We start from the raw sequence: 18,220 nt of genomic DNA on the forward strand, positions 1-18,220 counted from the left end.
CAAAGATATGGCTTATTTTAAACTAACTGAAATGTCTTGATTTATTTTATTCTTTCTAAGAAAGTGACTTAAAGGATAAAATAGGTATCCTAAAATTAAACTGATAGGATTTTTTGAAAAGCTAGATTTGGGCACATGTTTATAAAGCTTAAAACTGACTATGGTCGATACGACATAGTATACAAGACATATAAACAAGGCGATTATCCCTAGTTGCAAGCTTACTAAAGCAAGCTCAGGAAATTTATTGTTTTTCAGAATAAAGAAGAGTGGAATCAAAATGGCAGCCGCGATATAAAAAATAAAACTGAACTTGGAAAAAACAGTAAAATCCTCTTGTAATTTAGTTACCTGAATGACATTTTTTGAATCTATTTTTTCTGGAGCAAGCTCTCTATTTGCCATGATTTCAGCCACTTCATTAGGAAGTTCCTTTCTTGCCTTTTCTTCTTTTGGCTTAATTTTAAGCAGTTTTTTAATGGGTTCAATTAGGTGGTCAAATTCAAACAATCCTCTATCTTGTGTGGCTCTTCTGGTAAGATAGATACTTAAAGGAAACATGATCAATGTTGACACCCAAGGAGCCAAAGCAGGATTCATGGCCCCCCCTTCAGAACTTTCCTTAGCAAAAATCCCTATAAAATGGTAGGTTAAAAATAATAGAATGGCAACTACCATAGGTAAACCCAATCCTCCTTTTCTAATTAGAGCTCCTAACGGCGCCCCGACAAAAAATAGAATAACACAAGCAAATCCCAAAGCGACCTTATCATGGTAAGCTAAGACGTGTTTGTACATCCATATTTTTTTCTGCTTAAAGCCCTCCTTTTTTACTTTGACTATTTGCTTAGTACTTTTGATGGAATTTGTAGCTAAATCTATCAATTGGACTTTTTTACGGGTATCAAATAAATCCAATATGTCTCCCGTGTAAATGGTGTCCTTTTTGGCCTTAATTCCCGAATTCATAACAGGTATATTGGTTCGAGAATATAAGTTCTCAGAAAATTCGCTATAAACTTTAGCAATATCTGTTTTTAAGGAATCAATGGTATAACTAAGATCCTTCATGCTCAACATGCTGTATTTATTGGATACTTCTTTTTCATCCATATCCTGATTGTTGAAGCCGGAAAGGTCAATGTTGATGGTATAAGTTTCAAACGAACTCTTAGTCATGGGCCTTTTTTGGCGATCTTTGTAATCTTTAGGCGGGGAATCATCATAAAAATACCCTTCATGAAGAATTAATTTCAAAACATTGGATTCTTCACTTCCAACTAATTCACCATTTTTAGCCACTATGGTAGTATGATTACCTCTACTATTTTTGTTGTTTTTTTTATGAATAAGGACACCATCTAAAAATTGACCACGATCGCCAGATTTTTTATCCACCTTAATATTGTAGTCTATGACATCGTTAAATTGCCCTTCAGCAATAACCATTGCCGGTTTGAGTTTGGCGATGTTTTTCCTTAGGTTTAAGGAATTATACTCTCCCCACGGAATGACTGTATTTGCAAAAATGAAGGTTAAAAAAGCCAAAAGAACAATAAAGGCACTTAATCCAGCCATGGCTCTTTGTAAGGATATACCCGTAGATTTCATGGCGGCAAACTCATAATTCTCTGCAAAGCTTCCAAATACCATGATTGAAGACAAAAGAATGGTTAATGGTAATACCAATGTTACCAATCGTGGTGAGAAATAAATTAAGAATTTTCCAACAACCACAATATCCAAATCTTTACCAGCCAGCTCCTTGATATATAGCCAAATGGTTTGTAGAACAAAAATCAGCATGAGTATAACGAACACACTGATAAAAGTTTTTAAATAGGTGGTTAATATGTACCTGTCAAGAATTTTCAAAGGGTCAACTAATCCAATCTGTTGATGTAGTAATCTTTGTATTTACTCTCGTCAAAAGTAAATAAGCTTTTTGAAATGGGTTGATTTGTTTTGAAAGAATTAACGGTAAGGGTGGTTTTTGTTCCATTCTTTCCAATTTCCATCAAATTGTAAATGTGTTTGGTTTGGGCATCAATTCCCAATAACACATATTTTATTTCAGATTTAGAATCAATTGGAGTCAATTTTACATATTGAATCTTTCTTCCCTTTACGGTTTGATCGATATCCATTTTATAGGTATAGCCATCCTCATAAAAGGTCAACATTTTATTTGGAGTGATGCTGTTTTCGTCATTGGCATCTTGCTTTGAAATGGTAACTTCTTCATCATCAGGGCTGATGCTGTATAAAGTCTTACCATCATAAATTCTAGTGGCTCCTAAGATGTTTAATCGGTATTTGTTTCCTTGTAAAACTACATCACCTCGCGTTTCTTGGTTGATGTTTTCTGAAAGGTTTTCCAGGGCATATTTAAAATCCAAACTGATGTTCTCATAGCTTTTAGCCTTTTTGGATACTTCATCAAGAAGCGCTTTGGCTTTACTGTCTTGTGCAAATCCAAGAGTACCAATTAAAAGGGCTAAAATGAGGGTTAAATGTTTCATGTTGTATTGTTTCTCTTTAACTATTTTCTTCGTTTAAAAACTGCTCTAAAGCAATTAAATCAGGAACTAAAACTTGTCTCGCTTTACTTCCTTCAAATCCACCAACGATACCTGCAGCTTCTAGCTGATCGATGATTCTACCAGCGCGATTGTACCCCAATTTCAGTTTACGTTGTAACAAGGAGGCTGATCCTTGTTGGGCGGTTACAATGATTTCTGCAGCCTCACGGAATAGGTCGTCGCGGTCGCCCAAATCTATATCAATACTTGTGCCACTTTCTTCCCCTACATATTCTGGCAGAAGGTAGGCATCAGGGTAGGCTTTTTGTGACCCAATAAATTCTGTGATTTGCTCCACTTCCGGAGTATCCACAAAGGCACATTGCAGTCTAATCATATCATTACCCTGGGTATATAACATATCTCCACGACCAATAAGTTGGTCTGCTCCCGAGCCATCTAAAATGGTTCTGGAATCTATTTTTGAAGTCACCCTGAATGCTATTCTGGCAGGGAAATTGGCTTTAATGATACCTGTAATCACATTTACAGAAGGTCTTTGAGTAGCGATAATTAAGTGAATACCAATGGCTCTAGCTAACTGTGCCAAACGGGCTATAGGGGTTTCTACCTCCTTGCCAGCTGTCATAATTAAATCTGCAAATTCGTCAACCACTAAAACAATGTAGGGTAAGAACCTATGACCATCATTCGGGTTTAGTTTTCTGGCTTTAAATTTGGCGTTGTATTCAGCAATATTTCTACAAAGGGCATTTTTTAGTAACTCATAACGGTTATCCATTTCAATACAAAGGGAATTCAATGTGTTGATTACCTTGGTGTTGTCTGTTATGATGGCATCTTCAGAGTCAGGTAGTTTCGCTAGATAATGACGTTCAATTTTATTAAAAAGCGTTAATTCTACCTTTTTAGGGTCAACCAAAACAAATTTGACCTCTGCGGGATGTTTTTTATACAATAGAGAGGTCAAAACAGCATTTAAACCTACCGATTTTCCTTGACCTGTCGCACCAGCCATTAACATGTGTGGCATTTTTGCTAAATCCACAACGAAGGTTTCGTTGCTAATTGTTTTCCCAAGAGCAATAGGAAGTTGCATTTCCGATTTTTGGAATTTTTGGGATGCAATAACCGATCGCATAGAAACGATGGTTGAGTTTTTATTGGGAACCTCAATACCTATAGTTCCTTTTCCAGGTATTGGGGCAATAATTCGAATTCCTAAGGCTGAAAGAGACAAGGCAATGTCATCTTCCAAGTTTTTGATTTTGGAAATTCGCACTCCCGCTTCGGGAACAATTTCATAAAGCGTTACAGTTGGTCCAATTGTAGCCTTAATACTTGAAATGCCAATTTTGTAATTGTTTAGAGTCTCAACGATACGATTCTTGTTTTCCTCTAATTCCTCTTGATTGATGGTAATTCCTTCAGATTCATATTTCTTCAATAGATCCAGAGAAGGGAATTGATATTTGCTTAATTCAAGGGTAGGGTCAAATTGCCCAAAATCTTCAACTAATTTATTTGCCAAATTGTCCGTCTCGGCTTCTTCCTCTTCATGTTCCTCAACTTCAATAGTCACTTCATTTTCATGAGACTGTGGTTCTTCTTTGATGGGCTCAACTTGCTTAAGAACTGGCTCCGGAATGTCTTCCGTTTGTTTTTCTTCCCTGCTTGTTTCTACAGATAAGTCAAAAGCAGATTTAATATCTTCAGCTTCAGCAGTTAAATCATTATCAATAATCGGGGTGTCTGTATTATTTTCAGAAACTGGGAATTCGTCTTTTATTTCTTTTTTTGCAGAAGTAAATAGGTTTCCAATGGTTTCGGCAGTAACCCTAAACCTAATGGCTAAATAAATAATAAAGCCAAAAACCAATAGGAGGATTGTGCCAACTTTTCCTAAATAGTCCTGTATAAAGGTATTCACTTCATATCCTATAGTTCCACCCAAAATATCTATATGACTGGTAAAAAAACCGAGAGCAATAGAGAACCATATCACTAAATAGGTGCCCCAGAACCAATATTTTTTCAGTTTGGCTTTATTGGAGTCCAAAACGACATAAACCCCGGAGAGAAAAATAAGACCAGCGAAAATAAATGATGAAACCCCAAATCCTTTTCTGATGAAAAACTCACTTAACCAAGCCCCTGTTTTACTGGCCCAGTTTTTTGTTTTTACCTCTCTAGAAGCAAATTCAGATAGCGTACTTTGATCAGCATTCCCGGTAAAGAAATAGGATATAAAAGCAACAAAAAGCAAAATGCCCAAAATGATTAAAAAGCTACCAAACACCAATTTTTGCTGACTAGATAACTTGAAACTAGGCGCTTTAAATTTTGGTTTCGTGGTTGTTTTAGACTTGGTTTTCTTCTTAGCCATTCATGGGTGCTTATATGGGCAAAAATACAAATTACTCGGGTTATTCCTAAAGTTAAGAAATTTAAAAAATCTTAGGGAAATATATAAAACAACCAACAATTATAGCTGTAATAGCAAAAATAAAAACAGCCCCTGCTGCTAAATCTTTTATGAGTCCAATTTTAGGGTGAATTTGTGGATGTACAAAATTGGCGATTTCTTCTATGGCGGTATTTATTCCTTCTATGGAAATGATGATGCCTATGGTTAATGTTTGTATCATCCATTCTGTTGCAGATAAGTCAAATACAAAACCTAAGATGGTCATGATAATGCCAATAAACACTTGAATTTGGATACTGGATTCTGTTGTTACCAGAATCCAAGCGCCCTTAAAAGCGTACTTAATACTTTTTAATCTATTTATTAAAAGAGATTCCTTTTTATCCATTCTTATAAAAATGTACTTCTGAAGGTTTCGATACCTAATGAAATAGTTTTAGGAAGTTAAAAGTAGCAATAAATAAAAGGAAGGGTAAATGCTTTGGTGTAATATTTCATAAAAAAGGCTCCAAAGAATAATCCAAGGAGCCTTCAAGCATTACTATTAATTAGTAACTAGGGATATATCAATTGTCTATGGAACCCATAACACGTTTCATAAACGCATTTAAAGCTTCTTTTTTAGGCGTTCCACTCTTGATCATTTTGTTAACCTCTACTGCTCCATACATATTGGAAATTAATTCTCCAATAACATCAAGCTCCTCGTCCTTTAGTGATGGGACCTCGGTTAAAGCTTCAAGTGTTTCAATGGTTTCAACAACGTAATCTTCGTCGTTTTCTTCAATGAATTGGGTTAAATGTTTAATAACAGGTAATTTCATAATTATTTCACTTGATCAACCAATTCTTTCAATACTTCAAATTTATTTGTTTGCGTTTGTTCTACAAACGTACCATTTTTGAACGTAGCAAACGTAGGTAAATTATCTACAGTAGCCAATTTTCTTGACTCAGGAAATTTTTCTGCATCTGCAATTACAAATGCCATGGTTTCATTTTCTGTAGCCAATTTTTTAAACTTAGGCTTCATAATTCTACAGTTTCCACACCAAGTGGCAGAATACTGTACAACTACAGTGTCATTTTGTGAAATGATTTCCTGTAAATTATCTTGATCTAATTCCTGTACCATAATTTAAGGGGATTTAACTCCCCAAGTTCCTTATATAGGAACTTGGGGAACAATTTATTAAAATTAAATGAAGTTTAATTAGTGTGAAGCTAAATAAGAAGCAACACCATCTCTGTTGGCGTTCATAGCATCTTTACCTTCTTCCCAGTTTGCTGGACAAACCTCACCTTTTTCTTGAACGTGAGTTAAAGCATCTACTAATCTTAAGTATTCACCAACATTTCTACCTAGTGGCATGTTGTTGATGCTCTCGTGTTGAACAACTCCTTCTTCATCAATGATGTAAGTAGCTCTATAAGTTACATTGTCACCTTCAACTGTTACAACTCCAGTTTCTTCGTTGTAAGTTTCGTTAGTGATATCCAAAATACCTAAAGTAGAAGCAAGGTTTCTGTTAGAATCTGCTAAGATTGGGTAAGTAACACCTTCGATACCACCATTATCTTTAGCAGTGTTTAACCATGCAAAGTGAACTTCAGGAGTGTCACAAGAAGCACCAATTACAATAGTGTTTCTCTTTTCAAATTCTCCTATAGCTGCTTGGAATGCGTGTAATTCTGTTGGACAAACAAATGTAAAGTCCTTTGGATACCAAAACAAAACTACTTTTTTGTTGTTGTTGATAGCTTCTTCAAGAACATTGACTTTGAAAGTATCGCCCATTTCATTCATGGCGTCAACGTTTAAATTTGGGAATTTTTTTCCTACAAATGACATATGTATAATGTTTAAGATTTTACAATTAATTTCTAGTGCAAAAATACTCAATCATTGAGGGAAATCACTATAACAATTTATTATATATTCTTATTACAAAATAGGTTTCAGATATCGCAATAATAAAGAGGTGTTTAAATTGCTAATAGTTTAATTTTCATCATTAATAACTATGTGATTTGTAATTAATATGTGAAAGTCTTGATTATTTATTATAGTTTGCCTGTGGCTTGTTTAATTTTAATTTGGAAACCAGCAAATATCAAGGTCATTATAGGGCTTAGCCAGTTAAAAATGGCATAGTAGGCATAATGAGCTACATCTACACCTAGTACACTACTTTGGTAGGCGCCGCAAGTATTCCATGGAACTAAGACAGAGGTTACCGTTCCAGAGTCTTCCAAAGTTCTACTCAAGTTTTCAGGGGCCAGACCTTTGTCATCATAGGCTTTTTTAAACATTTTACCAGGAACGACCAATGCTAAGTATTGATCTGAAGCCGTCGCATTCAAAGCTAAACAGCTTGCCACAGTACTGGCAAACAACCCGAAAGTTGATGAAGCCAAGCTGAGTAATGCTTTACTGATTCTAGCTAAAGCTCCAATAGCATCCATGACGCCTCCAAAAACCATGGCACAAATAATTAACCAAATGGTTCCCAGCATGCCTTCCATACCGCTAGAGCTGAATAGATCATTTAATTCGGCACTTGAAGTTTCTACAGATCCTCCAACGGTAATGGCATTCATAACACCTTTGTATGCTGATTCAAAAGTAAGGCTTTCTGCTCCCGCTAAATGGGTTACAATTTGAGGTTGTGCAATTAAAGCGGTAATACCACCTAATAAAGTTCCTACCAGTAGAGCGATTAGAGGGGGTGTTTTTTTGATAATCATAAATATGACTAAAACTGGGACAACAAACAACCAAGGAGAAATATTGAATGCCCCATCAATTGCAGTCAGTTTATCTGTTACATTGGCGGTACCGTGAGTGTCCAAATTCAAACCAATAATGATAAAAACAATTAGAGTGATGGTAATTGTTGGAACCGTGGTCAGGGCCATATATTTTATGTGCTCAAACAACCCTGCTCCGGCCATAGCAGGAGCTAAATTGGTAGTATCACTTAAGGGAGACATTTTATCTCCAAAATAAGCGCCAGATAAAACGGCTCCAGCGGTCATCCCTGCAGAGATACCCAATGTATTTCCAATACCAATTAAGGCTATACCAACTGTCGCAGAAGTGGTCCAACTACTTCCCGTGGCTATGGATATAATGGCACAAATAATAACACTGGCAGCCAAAAATATGGTTGGATTTAATATTTGCAGTCCATAATAAATCATGGAAGGAATAATGCCGCTAATAAGCCAGGTTCCAGCTAAAGCTCCTACCATTAACAAAATGAGTATAGCACCTGATGTCGATTTTATGTTTTCGGCAACTTCTTCGAGCATTTGCTCATAGGATACTTTATTGAAAAAACCTACTATGGCGGCAACTGCTGCTCCTAATAAAAGAATAAACTGATTGCTTCCGCTAAGGGCATCATCACCAAAAACAAAAAAGACATTGTAAAACAACATGGCCACCAAGGCAAATACTGGAATTAAGGCTTCCCATATATTGAGTTCCTTATTTTCAACTATATGTTCGTCTTCTGGATGTCTAGGTTTGATGTTTTGGCTTTCCATTTAGTTATGTTAGAATTTTTCAGTTGTAATGTTACGATTTTCAAAAAAGCTATGCAAATTCAAAAAAAAACACCCGATTTTAAATCGGGTGTTCTAAGTTGGCTGTAGTTAGTTTGGTTTTATAAAATGTTTAGATCGGTCATGCAAGACTTCATTAACGTATAAGTTCTTTCGATATCGGCATCCAATCCTATTGAAAATCGTATCAAACCATCGCTCAATCCCATATCTTTTTGCTCTTCTTCTGGAATTTCAGAAGAAGTTGATGTCCCAGGGGCAGAGAATAGAGTTTTGTAGAATCCTAAACTAACGGCTAAATACCCTAAATTTTTGGTTTGCATTAATTCCATTAATTCATTTGCTTTTTCCAAGGATCCCACGTCGACAGTCATCATGCCTCCAAAACCATAAGTTTCGTTCATCATGGATTTAAATAATTCATGTGACGGGTGCGACTTTAACCCGGGATAAACGGTTTTTAGACCATCTGCTTCAAACTTTTGAGCCAGATACAAAGCATTTTTGCTGTGTTGTTGCATTCTGATATGAAGGGTTCTTAGGTTCTTTAAAATGGAAGCGGCTCTAAGGCTGTCCATAGTAGAACCTAATAGCATGCATGCCCCATCATTAACGTTTCTTAAGTTATCAATAAACTCTTGGGTCCCGCAAACGACACCACCCACAGTATCAGAAGCGCCATTAATGAATTTGGTTAAACTGTGAACAACAATATCTGCTCCTAACTTGGCAGGTGAAATACTAAGTGGGGAGAAGGTATTATCGACAACCAATTTTAATCCGTGCTTTTTAGCCAATTCAGAAAGACCTTTAATATCAGCAACTTCAAGTAAAGGGTTGCTCACGCTTTCGCAGTAAAGGATTTTTGTGTTGGGTTTGATGGCAGCTTCAACCACATCCAATTTAGTGATGTCTACAAAAGTGGTCTCTATTTGTAATTTTGGTGTGAAGTTTTTCAAGAATGCATAAGTTCCACCGTAAATAGTTCTACTGGAAACAACGTGATCTCCAGCTCCACAAAGTTGTAGGATTACAGGGGTAATAGCTCCCATACCAGATGCCGTAACATTGGCAGTTTCTGTTCCCTCCATAGCAGATAAAGCTTCGCCTAAATATAGGTTGGAAGGTGACGAGTGTCTGGAATATAGGTAGCATCCATCAGCATTACCTTCAAAGGTATCAAACATGGTTTTGGCCGATAGAAAGGTATAGGTTGAGGAGTCTGAGATAGACGGGTTTACACCGCCAAATTCTCCAAAATATTGTAAATCTTGTATGTTGTTTGCAGGTTTAAATGCCATTGTGTATAGTTTTTAATTAGTCAAAATTCATAAAATAAAGACTAAAAATCAATATATATGGTATTATTTAGAAAATAACACTAAATTTAATGCGTATTGCAGATATTTTATTTAAAGTACATAGCTACCAAATGATTTATTAGAAAAATTTTCAAAACATGGAATTTGACAAAATTGATAGGGAATTATTGAAATTGCTTCAGGAAGATTGTAAATTAACAAACAAACAATTGTCCTTGAAATTAAACCTGTCGGTTACGGCAGTTTATGAACGCATTAAAAAGTTAGAAAAAAATGAGGTCATCGAAAAGTATGTGGCCTTGGTTAATAAAGAAAAAATTAATAAATCTTTTGTTGCCTTTTGCCACATCAAACTTACTCAGCATTCACACGATTTTGTAGTTGATTTTGAAAAAAATGTGACTACGCTTAAAGAGGTGGTAGCGTGTTTTCATGTGAGTGGGGATTATGATTATCTGTTAAAAGTAGTTGTGGCAGATATGGCCGAATTTAGGGAATTTATTGTGAACAAGTTGACCTCGATTCATCATATTGGAAGTACGCATAGTATGTTTGTTATCAATGAAGTGAAGCATACTACGGCTGTAAATATTTAGATTATGAAAGAAAAAACCTTTAGGCTCATCGAGTTTTTTATTCTGTTTGTGATTTTTCCAGTAAGCTTTGCCATGGATTATCCGGTTGCAATAAAAGTGAGTTTGGGTGTTTTAGGTTTTTTATATGTGTTGTGGGTGATGATCAAACTTGAAGGAGTAACTTTTTTTATTCAAAAGGAAATTCATTGGAGTGTTTTTATAAAGCGTACTCTTGTTAAGTTTTTTGTCCTTGCCGTATTTACAATCATTTTTGTGTTTCTGACGGATAGAGAGCGTTTATTTACTTTTATGATGGAAAAACCACTATACTGGTTTTTGTTTACTTTGGTTTATATCCTTTTTTCGGTATATCCTCAAGAGCTTTTATATCGAACGTTTTTCTTTAAAAGGTATTCTGATTTTTTCAAAAGTGAAGCCCTCCTGATTTTTATGAATGCCATTCTGTTTTCTTTGGCTCATTTGTTCTTTAGAAATACCATGGTTCATGTCCTTACTTTTATTGGTGGAGTCATTTTTGCGCTGACTTACCAAAGAACCAAATCCACTTTATTGGTCTCGATTGAGCATGCCTTGTATGGCAGTTGGCTATTTATGGTTGGCATGGGAGGTATGTTAGGATTTCCCACCTAATAAGTATAAAAAATTAGCAAAGCATATTTCGGTATTTGGAATTCAAAATTGTATTTTTGTTACCGTTTTATTTCAAATTAATCAAAACCTTTCTTATGAATTCATACGATGTAGCTGTAATAGGTTCTGGACCTGGTGGTTATGTGGCCGCAATACGATGTGCCCAACTAGGAATGAAAACTGCTATCATAGAAAAATATTCCACACTTGGTGGTACCTGCTTAAATGTAGGATGTATCCCGAGTAAAGCGCTTTTAGATTCGTCCCATCACTATGAAGATGCTGTCAAGCATTTTGAAGACCACGGAATTGATATTCCAGGCGAAATCAAAGTCAATCTTGAAAAAATGGTTGCTAGAAAACAATCGGTGGTAGATCAAACTACGGGCGGTATTGATTTCTTGATGAAGAAGAATAATATAGATGTTTATCAAGGTATTGGAAGCTTTAAAGATGCAACCCATATCGTTATTTCAGGAGAGAAGGAAGAAGAAATTGAAGCTAAAAACACGATTATCGCTACAGGAAGTAAACCTTCAAGTTTACCATTCATAAGCATTGACAAAGAGCGTGTTATAACATCAACTGAAGCATTGAAGCTTAAAGAGGTTCCAAAACATCTTATTGTAATTGGTGGTGGTGTTATTGGTTTGGAATTAGGTCAAGTTTACAAGCGTTTGGGAGCTGAAGTAACTGTCGTAGAGTACATGGATCGCATTATCCCAACTATGGATAGCGGGTTATCTAAGGAGCTTAATAAAGTGTTGAAGAAACAAAAATTCACCATCAATACATCTCACAAAGTCAAATCTGTTGAAAGAGTAGGAGATGAAGTGGTTGTGAAGGCAGATAATAAAAAAGGTGAAGAAGTTGAATTAAGAGGAGACTATTGCTTAGTGTCTGTTGGTAGACGTCCTTTTACTGATGGTTTGAATGCTGAAGCCGCTGGAGTAAAAATCACTGATAGAGGTCAAATAGAAGTGAATGATCACCTTCAAACAAGTGCATCTAATATTTATGCGATTGGTGATGTGGTTAAAGGCGCTATGTTGGCCCATAAGGCCGAAGAAGAAGGTGTTTTTGTAGCTGAAACTATAGCTGGACAAAAGCCACATATCGATTATAATTTAATTCCAGGTGTGGTTTATACTTGGCCAGAAGTGGCTGCTGTAGGTCAAACTGAGGAGCAATTAAAAGATAAAGGCATTGCCTTTAAAGTGGGACAATTTCCCATGAGAGCTTTGGGTAGATCTAGAGCCAGTATGGATTTGGATGGTTTTGTAAAAATACTTGCGGATAAATCTACAGATGAAATCCTTGGGGTACACATGATTGGTGCGCGTGCAGCTGATATGATTGCTGAAGCGGTAGTCGCTATGGAATACAGAGCTTCTGCGGAAGATGTTTCAAGAATGAGTCATGCACACCCAACATTTACAGAAGCGATAAAAGAAGCAGCTTTAGCAGCTACTGACGATAGAGCTTTACATGTTTAAATAAAATTAACTGTCATTCTGAACTTGATTCAGAATCTTGAAAAAAAGCACCCAAACGGGTGCTTTTTTTATTTTATTGGGTTAGATTTAAATTACTTTAAATTAAAACCCAATTGAAATGAATAGATTTCTTACCCTTTGTTTTTTGTCAATTTTAATATGTTCCTGCTCCAATGAAAAGACTAATGTTTCAGAATTAGTGGTATTTTCAGAAGACAACAACTTGGAATTTATTGAGGTCATAAGACCCATAGAAGGTATGATTCTTTGGGATAATAAAAGGGATACTATAAGGACTATTGAAAAGGGTAGTTTTAAATGTAGTCTTGATATAAACAATCCAGAAGTTATAAGATTGGTTATAGGTGATAAAAGGGTGAAAATGATTATTGAGCCTAATCATTCTTATGAAATTAAAGCATTGGATTCAGCAATTGTTTTTAAGGGGGATAATGCGAAAGGTAACGATTTATTAAACACTTTACATGGGGCATATAATAACAATTTAGATGATATATTTAAATATGAAAATGATTCTACCGCTGTTTCGGTGAAACAAAAAATAGACTTTGATAAAAAAAATGAAATTAGTCAAATTGATGCCTTATTAACCCAAAACCTTATTGATAAAGCGTTTTATAATTTATTTAAAAACGAAATTGATTACCGTTATGCTGAAAAAATAGTCAATATTGTTTTGTCAAAATCATATAGTGGAGATCTAATCAATGCTGGCTTAGAAAAATTGTTAAATGAGACTATTGAAACGCACCCTGTTTCTACGAAAAATCTACCATCTAATTGGAAGGAATATGCTGAATTCGTAATTATTGAAAAAAATCAATATGAACAAAAAAAGAAGGTTTGATTACAAGGGACAGCCTTATTAATTTAAGTGTGAATGGAGGTATAAAGAGATATAAAGAAAGTTTGATTGTAAATAATTTAAATGGTGAGTTTAGAGAAAAATTATTAGCCTACTATCTTATCTTTTCTACAAAACAAAAGAACTATGAAGAGTATCTAATAAAGTTCTTTGAGAATTTTAAAACCTCATACCCACATAGTAAATACACAAGTTATCTAGAGCCCGAAATAGATGAAATAAAATATTATCACGAAAAGATTCAAAGAGATTTGCCAACCATGGCATCAATTATTGAAAACGAAAATATTAATAACCTGGACGAATTATTGTCAAAGTTTAAAGGTCAAAAGATTTATATTGATTTATGGGCTACATGGTGCGGCCCTTGTAAGCAAGAATTTAAATCTAACAGGAAAATTGAAAAAATTCTAAAAGAAAACAATTATCAAAAATTGTTTATTTCAATTGATGAAGCGGATAAAAAAGAAAAATGGATTGAAATGATAAAGTTTTACGATTTAAACGGTTATCATTTTCTTGCAAACAAGTCTTTTAAATCTCATTTTGCTAATAATTATTCTATGTATGAAGGAGGTTATAGTATTCCTCAATATTTATTAATCGATGAACTTGGTAATGTTATTACTAAAAATGCACCAAGACCAAGCCAACCTGATGAATTAAAAAAACTGCTTACGGTACAATAATAAATACGCATCAATATTGCACTAAAACCTCCAAAACATCCTTTTTATAACTCCGACTTATGGTTAAAGATTTGTTTTGAATAATGACATAATCATTGGTATATGAATCCATTTTATTTAAAGCCACAATAAAGGATCTGTGAATCCTGATAAATTGCTTTTGAGGTAATTTGCCTTCCATAGTACTAATGTTCTCACGTGTTACCACCACCTCATTTTCTAAATGGATTTTAAGATAATCACTAAAGCTTTCAATGAAATAAATGGCGTCAAAATCAATTTTAAGCATTCTACGATCAGATCGTACAAACATAAATTGATTGGTTTCAGGTTCTTTTTTATTTGAGGTAGGGATTGAAGAATAAACCTCAAAATAAGTGTTGATTGCTTTTAGTATACGCTCAAAGGTTATAGGCTTTAAGAGATAATCCACGGCTTTTAATTCAAAACCTTCTACCGCATAATCTCTAAAAGCAGTAGTAAAAATGATTTTAGTTTCTGGATTGATGGATTTGGCAAAGGAAATGCCACTTATCTCTGGCATCTGAATGTCAAGAAAAATCAAATCAATATGCTGGCTATTCAGGTAATTGAACGCCTCCATGGCATTTTTGCATTCGGCAACTACGGTTATATTGTCGATTTTAGATAAATGATTCCTAATGATTTCTCGGGCCATGGATTCATCATCTACAATTAGGCAGGATATGTTATGAGGTTTTACCATCTTTATAGATTATGGATTTCCAAATGGACTGTGAAGGTGTTGTTTTCATTTTTGATATTCAAATCGAATTGATCGGGATATAATAAATTTAAACGTTTTTTAATGTTCTCCAAGCCAATACCAGATTTAGACTGGTTGTTATTTAATGAGCTATTTTCGATATAAAAATTAAGGGTTTTATCTTGGATTGTTATGTTTATTTTGATGCTTAAAATTCCATTAATAATGCTACCATGCTTAAAACTATTTTCAACAAAGGGGAGTAGGAGCATGGGGGGGATATTCAAATGTTCATTTTGGATTTGTTTTTCAAAGCTTACCGATAAACTATCGTGAAATCGAATTTTCTCCAAATCTATATAATCTTGTATATGCAATAGCTCTTCGTTAATAGGAACACTAGGTTTCTGGATCTGGTATAAGATATAATCCAAGATATTTGAAAGTTTGATAATCATTTCTGGTGTCGCATCAGATTGTTTTAAAGCGAAGCCATAAATAGTATTTAGCGTATTAAATAAAAAATGAGGGTGAATTTGCATTTTGAGATAGTGCAACTCCTGCTCTTTAATCTGTAATTGGGTTTCTAGTATTTTTTGCTGAAGGTTGCTGTTAAGTTGCACCTGTCTGAAATTTAACTTCAGAAGTTTGAAAGCACTTACTACGACCACTACCAAATAAACGGCGACCATCACAAAAAGCAGACTTTTGCTAATTGGGGCCATGTTTTCATAGTTGAAATTGGACAAATAAGTGAGGCCAAACATAACAGAGAGTACAATAAGATAGCCTGAAATGATTAAGGTATAAATACTGTATAAACCAAATAAGCCATATTTTTTAGTTATCAAAAAGTCCGGGATAAGCTTGTAAATACTTACGTAAGTGGCGGCAATAGTGATAGGCATTAAGAATAGCGAAAATGAAAGAACATAAGTAAAATCATCCGTTCCCACTCCAAAAAAGTAGGTGTAAAACAGAAGCACACCACACCAAAATATGCCGTGTATAAAGAAACGACCTAAGAGTTTTAATAAGGGGAAATTCATTAATGCACTATTTCATTAACAATATTAAGGTAAATTTATTGGCAAAAGTTTTTTTGTAGACAAATAACCAGATTAGGAAGGGATTTGACATTTCGGTTAAAACCGTCTTTAAATTGGTCATCGGTCGCAATTCTATTTTTTGAAGGGATTTACCTTTTAAGTTTGCTAAACAAAATCAAACAAACATGAATATTAAAATCTGTGTAGCTATGTTACTTATTTTATCAGGTCCTTTTGTGGATCGTTTTATGGAGGGAGGTCCATTTTTTATGTCTTTAATCTTAATATGTCTTTTATTGGCAGCTTTTTTTATCATAAAAGGAGGTTTAGCTCTCAAAACCGAACCCTTAAAAGTTAAAAAATATTTGAGGCTTGTGAGCGATGTGAGTTTACTTGGTCTGGTATTAGGATTCTTGGGTTCTATTATAGGGATGGTTCAAGCTTTTGACGCCATAGAAGGATTCAATCAAGAATTGAATTCTGCCATGATTGCTGGCGGACTCAAAGTGTCTTTTTTGACGGCTATTTTCGGAAGTTTTGTCTTTATAGTCTCAAGAATAGGCATCTTAATTTTAAGAAGTTTACAGAAGGCAGGTCATGTAGAATAAAAAAAGCGATCCCAAAGGATCGCTTTTTTTATATTTCTCTCAGTAAATCCCTAATCCGTAATCTACTACTATAATCGTCTTCATTGATATCCCTTACAAAGCAGTGGTGACTCAACTCATCCTTTTGAACTTTGATGTTTAATTCTTCAACGGTAAAAGGTCCAAATTCTTCGGAATTTTGAATGTAGTAAAACTGATGTTTTTTAATAAGTTCAGAAGCCCTTTGCACATATTTTTTGTGTAAAAAGCGTCTTAAATCTTCTTCAGTCTCCAAATCTTCATCATAGTTTGTTTGGTTCACAAACATAACATAGTCATCAGAGCCTCTCTGGTTCATGACCATCATATCTTGCCCTTTATAATAAATCTTAACGAGCTGAATGCCATCTTCACTTTGAATGGAAAGAAAATTGGAATTAATAAAACTCCAGGTTGTTTTGATAGTAGTTCCGCTATCAACAATTTTCAATACGTTATTAGGCTTGAATATATAGGTTACTTTCTTGTCATTAATCCCATTTATCAATACCCATTCCTTGTCTTTAAATTGTCCCTCAAAATGTTGGGAATAATCAAAAGGCTCCAATGTAGGTAATATTTGAAAAATAGAACTGTTCATTTAAAGTAGAATCAAGAGATGACCTTTCTAATATAATAAGGAATTTTTAAAAAATTTAATCCATTAGCCTAAACGTATCATTTAAACGATTTTAGGTTAAAATTTATTGTTGATAATAATAGAATACGAAGCCGTATGACTATCTTTTTCTTTTAAAGTAATTATTCCTAGCTTTTCTGATAGCTTTTGATTGGTGTTAATGTGGTCTGCCAACCCTAACCATGGCTCAATACAAACAAAAGGCGCATTGGGTTTGGCCCAAATTCCCATGTAAGGCCATCCACTAAATTTAACACTCAAAATGTCACCATTAATTTTGCTCTTTAGAGTGATCACATCCGATTTTAAATCTGTAAAAACCAGAGCGTCTTTGTTGAATAGGTCTTTTGTTAGCTCAATCGAATTAGGGGTTGTGAAGACGTGTTCGGTTTCCAAATTGTACAAACCATCATAGTTAAGCAATTGGCGCTTTGAAGATTCCTCATGGTTAAATTCTAAGACGTAATCTTGATAGGTTTCACCTTCAAAAACGGGACACTTAAATGCTGGATGGGCCCCAATGGAAAAAAACATGTTGCTATCCCCTTTATTGACGGTTTTATAGGTAATGGTTATTTCATTGTCCTTTAGTTCATATGTGATGAAAAAATCAAATTCGAAAGGGTATTTTTTTCTAGTGTCCTCGTTACTGGTCAATGAAAATGTCAGTTTCGAATTTGATTCTTCCACCAGAGTAAATTGGTCATTTCTTCTCGCAAAACCATGACGAGGTAATTGGTAGCTTTTACCGTCATGAGTGAAGGAGTCATTCTTTAAACCCCCAACAATGGGAAAAAGAATGGGTGAGATCCCATTCCAAATATTGGAATCACCACTCCACATCAATTCTGTATGGGATTTTTGACCTTTTATACTACTAAGTTCAGCACCAACTGGATTGACCTGAATTTGAATAAAACTATTTTTTAAAACCTTCATTTTATCGAAATATGACTGATTTACAGTGTTTAAATGTTTTTCTTATGTAATTTGCAAAATGACCTTTTTCATTAGTAAA

At 34.7% G+C, this 18,220-nt stretch carries 19 protein-coding genes; 6 read left to right on the forward strand and 13 right to left on the reverse strand.

What is annotated here, in order from left to right; all coding sequences use genetic code 11:
* Positions 1-12: 12 nt before the first annotated feature.
* The 9 genes from LOK78_RS14035 to LOK78_RS14075 all read right to left on the reverse strand — a co-directional run bounded on the left by LOK78_RS14035 (position 13) and on the right by LOK78_RS14075 (position 9,842).
* Entirely contained in the window at positions 13-1,875 is a 1,863-nt protein-coding gene (locus LOK78_RS14035; RefSeq protein WP_255673748.1) for an LptF/LptG family permease, read from the reverse strand.
* A gap of 8 nt (positions 1,876-1,883) precedes the next feature.
* Positions 1,884-2,522 (reverse strand): outer membrane lipoprotein periplasmic chaperone LolA1, encoded by a 639-nt coding sequence (gene lolA1 / locus LOK78_RS14040; protein ID WP_053972001.1) that lies wholly within the window; start codon positions 2,520-2,522, stop codon positions 1,884-1,886.
* Between the two features lie 16 nt (positions 2,523-2,538).
* Positions 2,539-4,929, reverse strand: a complete 2,391-nt coding sequence (locus LOK78_RS14045; protein WP_232635321.1) for a DNA translocase FtsK — start codon at positions 4,927-4,929, stop codon at positions 2,539-2,541.
* Between the two features lie 61 nt (positions 4,930-4,990).
* On the reverse strand, positions 4,991-5,359 hold the full coding sequence (locus tag LOK78_RS14050) for a diacylglycerol kinase (protein ID WP_166958769.1): 369 nt from the start codon (positions 5,357-5,359) through the stop codon (positions 4,991-4,993).
* A gap of 178 nt (positions 5,360-5,537) precedes the next feature.
* Entirely contained in the window at positions 5,538-5,795 is a 258-nt protein-coding gene (locus LOK78_RS14055) for a DUF6952 family protein (RefSeq protein WP_053972004.1), read from the reverse strand.
* A 2-nt stretch (positions 5,796-5,797) separates the two neighbouring features.
* The gene (locus tag LOK78_RS14060; protein ID WP_166958767.1) at positions 5,798-6,106 is read right to left on the reverse strand and encodes a thioredoxin family protein; all 309 of its coding nucleotides are present in this window, start codon (positions 6,104-6,106) and stop codon (positions 5,798-5,800) included.
* 78 nt (positions 6,107-6,184) lie between these two features.
* Positions 6,185-6,823 carry a peroxiredoxin gene (locus tag LOK78_RS14065; RefSeq protein ID WP_053972006.1) on the reverse strand — a complete coding sequence of 213 codons (639 nt, stop codon included), beginning with the start codon at positions 6,821-6,823 and terminating at the stop codon, positions 6,185-6,187.
* Between the two features lie 212 nt (positions 6,824-7,035).
* Positions 7,036-8,523 carry a Na+/H+ antiporter NhaC gene (nhaC, locus tag LOK78_RS14070; protein ID WP_053972007.1) on the reverse strand — a complete coding sequence of 496 codons (1,488 nt, stop codon included), beginning with the start codon at positions 8,521-8,523 and terminating at the stop codon, positions 7,036-7,038.
* Between the two features lie 119 nt (positions 8,524-8,642).
* A complete protein-coding gene (locus tag LOK78_RS14075; protein WP_232395573.1) occupies positions 8,643-9,842 on the reverse strand; it encodes an aminotransferase class I/II-fold pyridoxal phosphate-dependent enzyme in 1,200 nt (399 codons plus the stop codon).
* A 158-nt stretch (positions 9,843-10,000) separates the two neighbouring features.
* Between LOK78_RS14075 and LOK78_RS14080 the strand changes: the two genes are divergently transcribed.
* From LOK78_RS14080 to LOK78_RS14100, 5 genes are all read left to right on the forward strand, one after another.
* Positions 10,001-10,459, forward strand: coding sequence for an Lrp/AsnC family transcriptional regulator (locus LOK78_RS14080; protein ID WP_232635322.1), 459 nt, complete (start codon positions 10,001-10,003; stop codon positions 10,457-10,459).
* 3 nt (positions 10,460-10,462) lie between these two features.
* Positions 10,463-11,089, forward strand: a complete 627-nt coding sequence (locus tag LOK78_RS14085; RefSeq protein ID WP_232635323.1) for a CPBP family intramembrane glutamic endopeptidase — start codon at positions 10,463-10,465, stop codon at positions 11,087-11,089.
* A 95-nt stretch (positions 11,090-11,184) separates the two neighbouring features.
* The gene (lpdA, locus tag LOK78_RS14090; protein WP_232635324.1) at positions 11,185-12,585 is read left to right on the forward strand and encodes a dihydrolipoyl dehydrogenase; all 1,401 of its coding nucleotides are present in this window, start codon (positions 11,185-11,187) and stop codon (positions 12,583-12,585) included.
* Between the two features lie 118 nt (positions 12,586-12,703).
* The gene (locus LOK78_RS14095) at positions 12,704-13,453 is read left to right on the forward strand and encodes a hypothetical protein (RefSeq protein ID WP_232635325.1); all 750 of its coding nucleotides are present in this window, start codon (positions 12,704-12,706) and stop codon (positions 13,451-13,453) included.
* Entirely contained in the window at positions 13,450-14,160 is a 711-nt protein-coding gene (locus LOK78_RS14100; protein WP_232635326.1) for a TlpA family protein disulfide reductase, read from the forward strand. The genes LOK78_RS14095 and LOK78_RS14100 overlap by 4 nt, the downstream gene beginning before the upstream one ends.
* A 10-nt stretch (positions 14,161-14,170) precedes the next feature.
* Here LOK78_RS14100 and LOK78_RS14105 read toward each other — a convergent pair whose 3' ends face one another.
* Together LOK78_RS14105 and LOK78_RS14110 are read right to left on the reverse strand one after the other, a co-directional pair.
* Positions 14,171-14,887, reverse strand: a complete 717-nt coding sequence (locus LOK78_RS14105) for a LytR/AlgR family response regulator transcription factor (protein ID WP_232635327.1) — start codon at positions 14,885-14,887, stop codon at positions 14,171-14,173.
* Between the two features lie 2 nt (positions 14,888-14,889).
* Complete coding sequence (locus tag LOK78_RS14110) at positions 14,890-15,936, reverse strand: sensor histidine kinase (protein WP_232635328.1); 1,047 nt, start codon at positions 15,934-15,936, stop codon at positions 14,890-14,892.
* 185 nt (positions 15,937-16,121) lie between these two features.
* Here LOK78_RS14110 and LOK78_RS14115 point away from each other — a divergent pair, with 185 nt between their 5' ends.
* Positions 16,122-16,544, forward strand: coding sequence for a MotA/TolQ/ExbB proton channel family protein (locus LOK78_RS14115; protein WP_232635329.1), 423 nt, complete (start codon positions 16,122-16,124; stop codon positions 16,542-16,544).
* A 28-nt stretch (positions 16,545-16,572) separates the two neighbouring features.
* Here LOK78_RS14115 and LOK78_RS14120 read toward each other — a convergent pair whose 3' ends face one another.
* Positions 16,573-17,163: a hypothetical protein gene (locus LOK78_RS14120; protein ID WP_232395582.1), complete on the reverse strand. Its 591-nt coding sequence runs from the start codon at positions 17,161-17,163 to the stop codon at positions 16,573-16,575.
* Positions 17,164-17,259: 96 nt separating this feature from the next.
* Positions 17,260-18,141 carry an aldose 1-epimerase family protein gene (locus tag LOK78_RS14125; RefSeq protein WP_232635330.1) on the reverse strand — a complete coding sequence of 294 codons (882 nt, stop codon included), beginning with the start codon at positions 18,139-18,141 and terminating at the stop codon, positions 17,260-17,262.
* Positions 18,142-18,220: the final 79 nt, after the last annotated feature.

Source organism: Mangrovimonas futianensis, from assembly GCF_021245805.1.
Lineage (GTDB): Bacteria > Bacteroidota > Bacteroidia > Flavobacteriales > Flavobacteriaceae > Mangrovimonas > Mangrovimonas futianensis.

Bases quoted from the DNA above. Each gene is read 5' to 3' on its own strand.
- lolA1 (WP_053972001.1), bottom strand. From the start codon at position 2,522: ATGAAACATTTAACCCTCATTTTAGCCCTTTTAATTGGTACTCTTGGA.
- LOK78_RS14045 (WP_232635321.1), bottom strand. From the start codon at position 4,929: ATGGCTAAGAAGAAAACCAAGTCTAAAACAACCACGAAACCAAAATTT.
- LOK78_RS14050 (WP_166958769.1), bottom strand. From the start codon at position 5,359: ATGGATAAAAAGGAATCTCTTTTAATAAATAGATTAAAAAGTATTAAG.
- LOK78_RS14055 (WP_053972004.1), bottom strand. From the start codon at position 5,795: ATGAAATTACCTGTTATTAAACATTTAACCCAATTCATTGAAGAAAAC.
- LOK78_RS14060 (WP_166958767.1), bottom strand. From the start codon at position 6,106: ATGGTACAGGAATTAGATCAAGATAATTTACAGGAAATCATTTCACAA.
- LOK78_RS14065 (WP_053972006.1), bottom strand. From the start codon at position 6,823: ATGTCATTTGTAGGAAAAAAATTCCCAAATTTAAACGTTGACGCCATG.
- nhaC (WP_053972007.1), bottom strand. From the start codon at position 8,523: ATGGAAAGCCAAAACATCAAACCTAGACATCCAGAAGACGAACATATA.
- LOK78_RS14075 (WP_232395573.1), bottom strand. From the start codon at position 9,842: ATGGCATTTAAACCTGCAAACAACATACAAGATTTACAATATTTTGGA.
- LOK78_RS14080 (WP_232635322.1), top strand. From the start codon at position 10,001: ATGGAATTTGACAAAATTGATAGGGAATTATTGAAATTGCTTCAGGAA.
- LOK78_RS14085 (WP_232635323.1), top strand. From the start codon at position 10,463: ATGAAAGAAAAAACCTTTAGGCTCATCGAGTTTTTTATTCTGTTTGTG.
- lpdA (WP_232635324.1), top strand. From the start codon at position 11,185: ATGAATTCATACGATGTAGCTGTAATAGGTTCTGGACCTGGTGGTTAT.
- LOK78_RS14095 (WP_232635325.1), top strand. From the start codon at position 12,704: ATGAATAGATTTCTTACCCTTTGTTTTTTGTCAATTTTAATATGTTCC.
- LOK78_RS14105 (WP_232635327.1), bottom strand. From the start codon at position 14,887: ATGGTAAAACCTCATAACATATCCTGCCTAATTGTAGATGATGAATCC.
- LOK78_RS14110 (WP_232635328.1), bottom strand. From the start codon at position 15,936: ATGAATTTCCCCTTATTAAAACTCTTAGGTCGTTTCTTTATACACGGC.
- LOK78_RS14115 (WP_232635329.1), top strand. From the start codon at position 16,122: ATGAATATTAAAATCTGTGTAGCTATGTTACTTATTTTATCAGGTCCT.
- LOK78_RS14120 (WP_232395582.1), bottom strand. From the start codon at position 17,163: ATGAACAGTTCTATTTTTCAAATATTACCTACATTGGAGCCTTTTGAT.
- LOK78_RS14125 (WP_232635330.1), bottom strand. From the start codon at position 18,141: ATGAAGGTTTTAAAAAATAGTTTTATTCAAATTCAGGTCAATCCAGTT.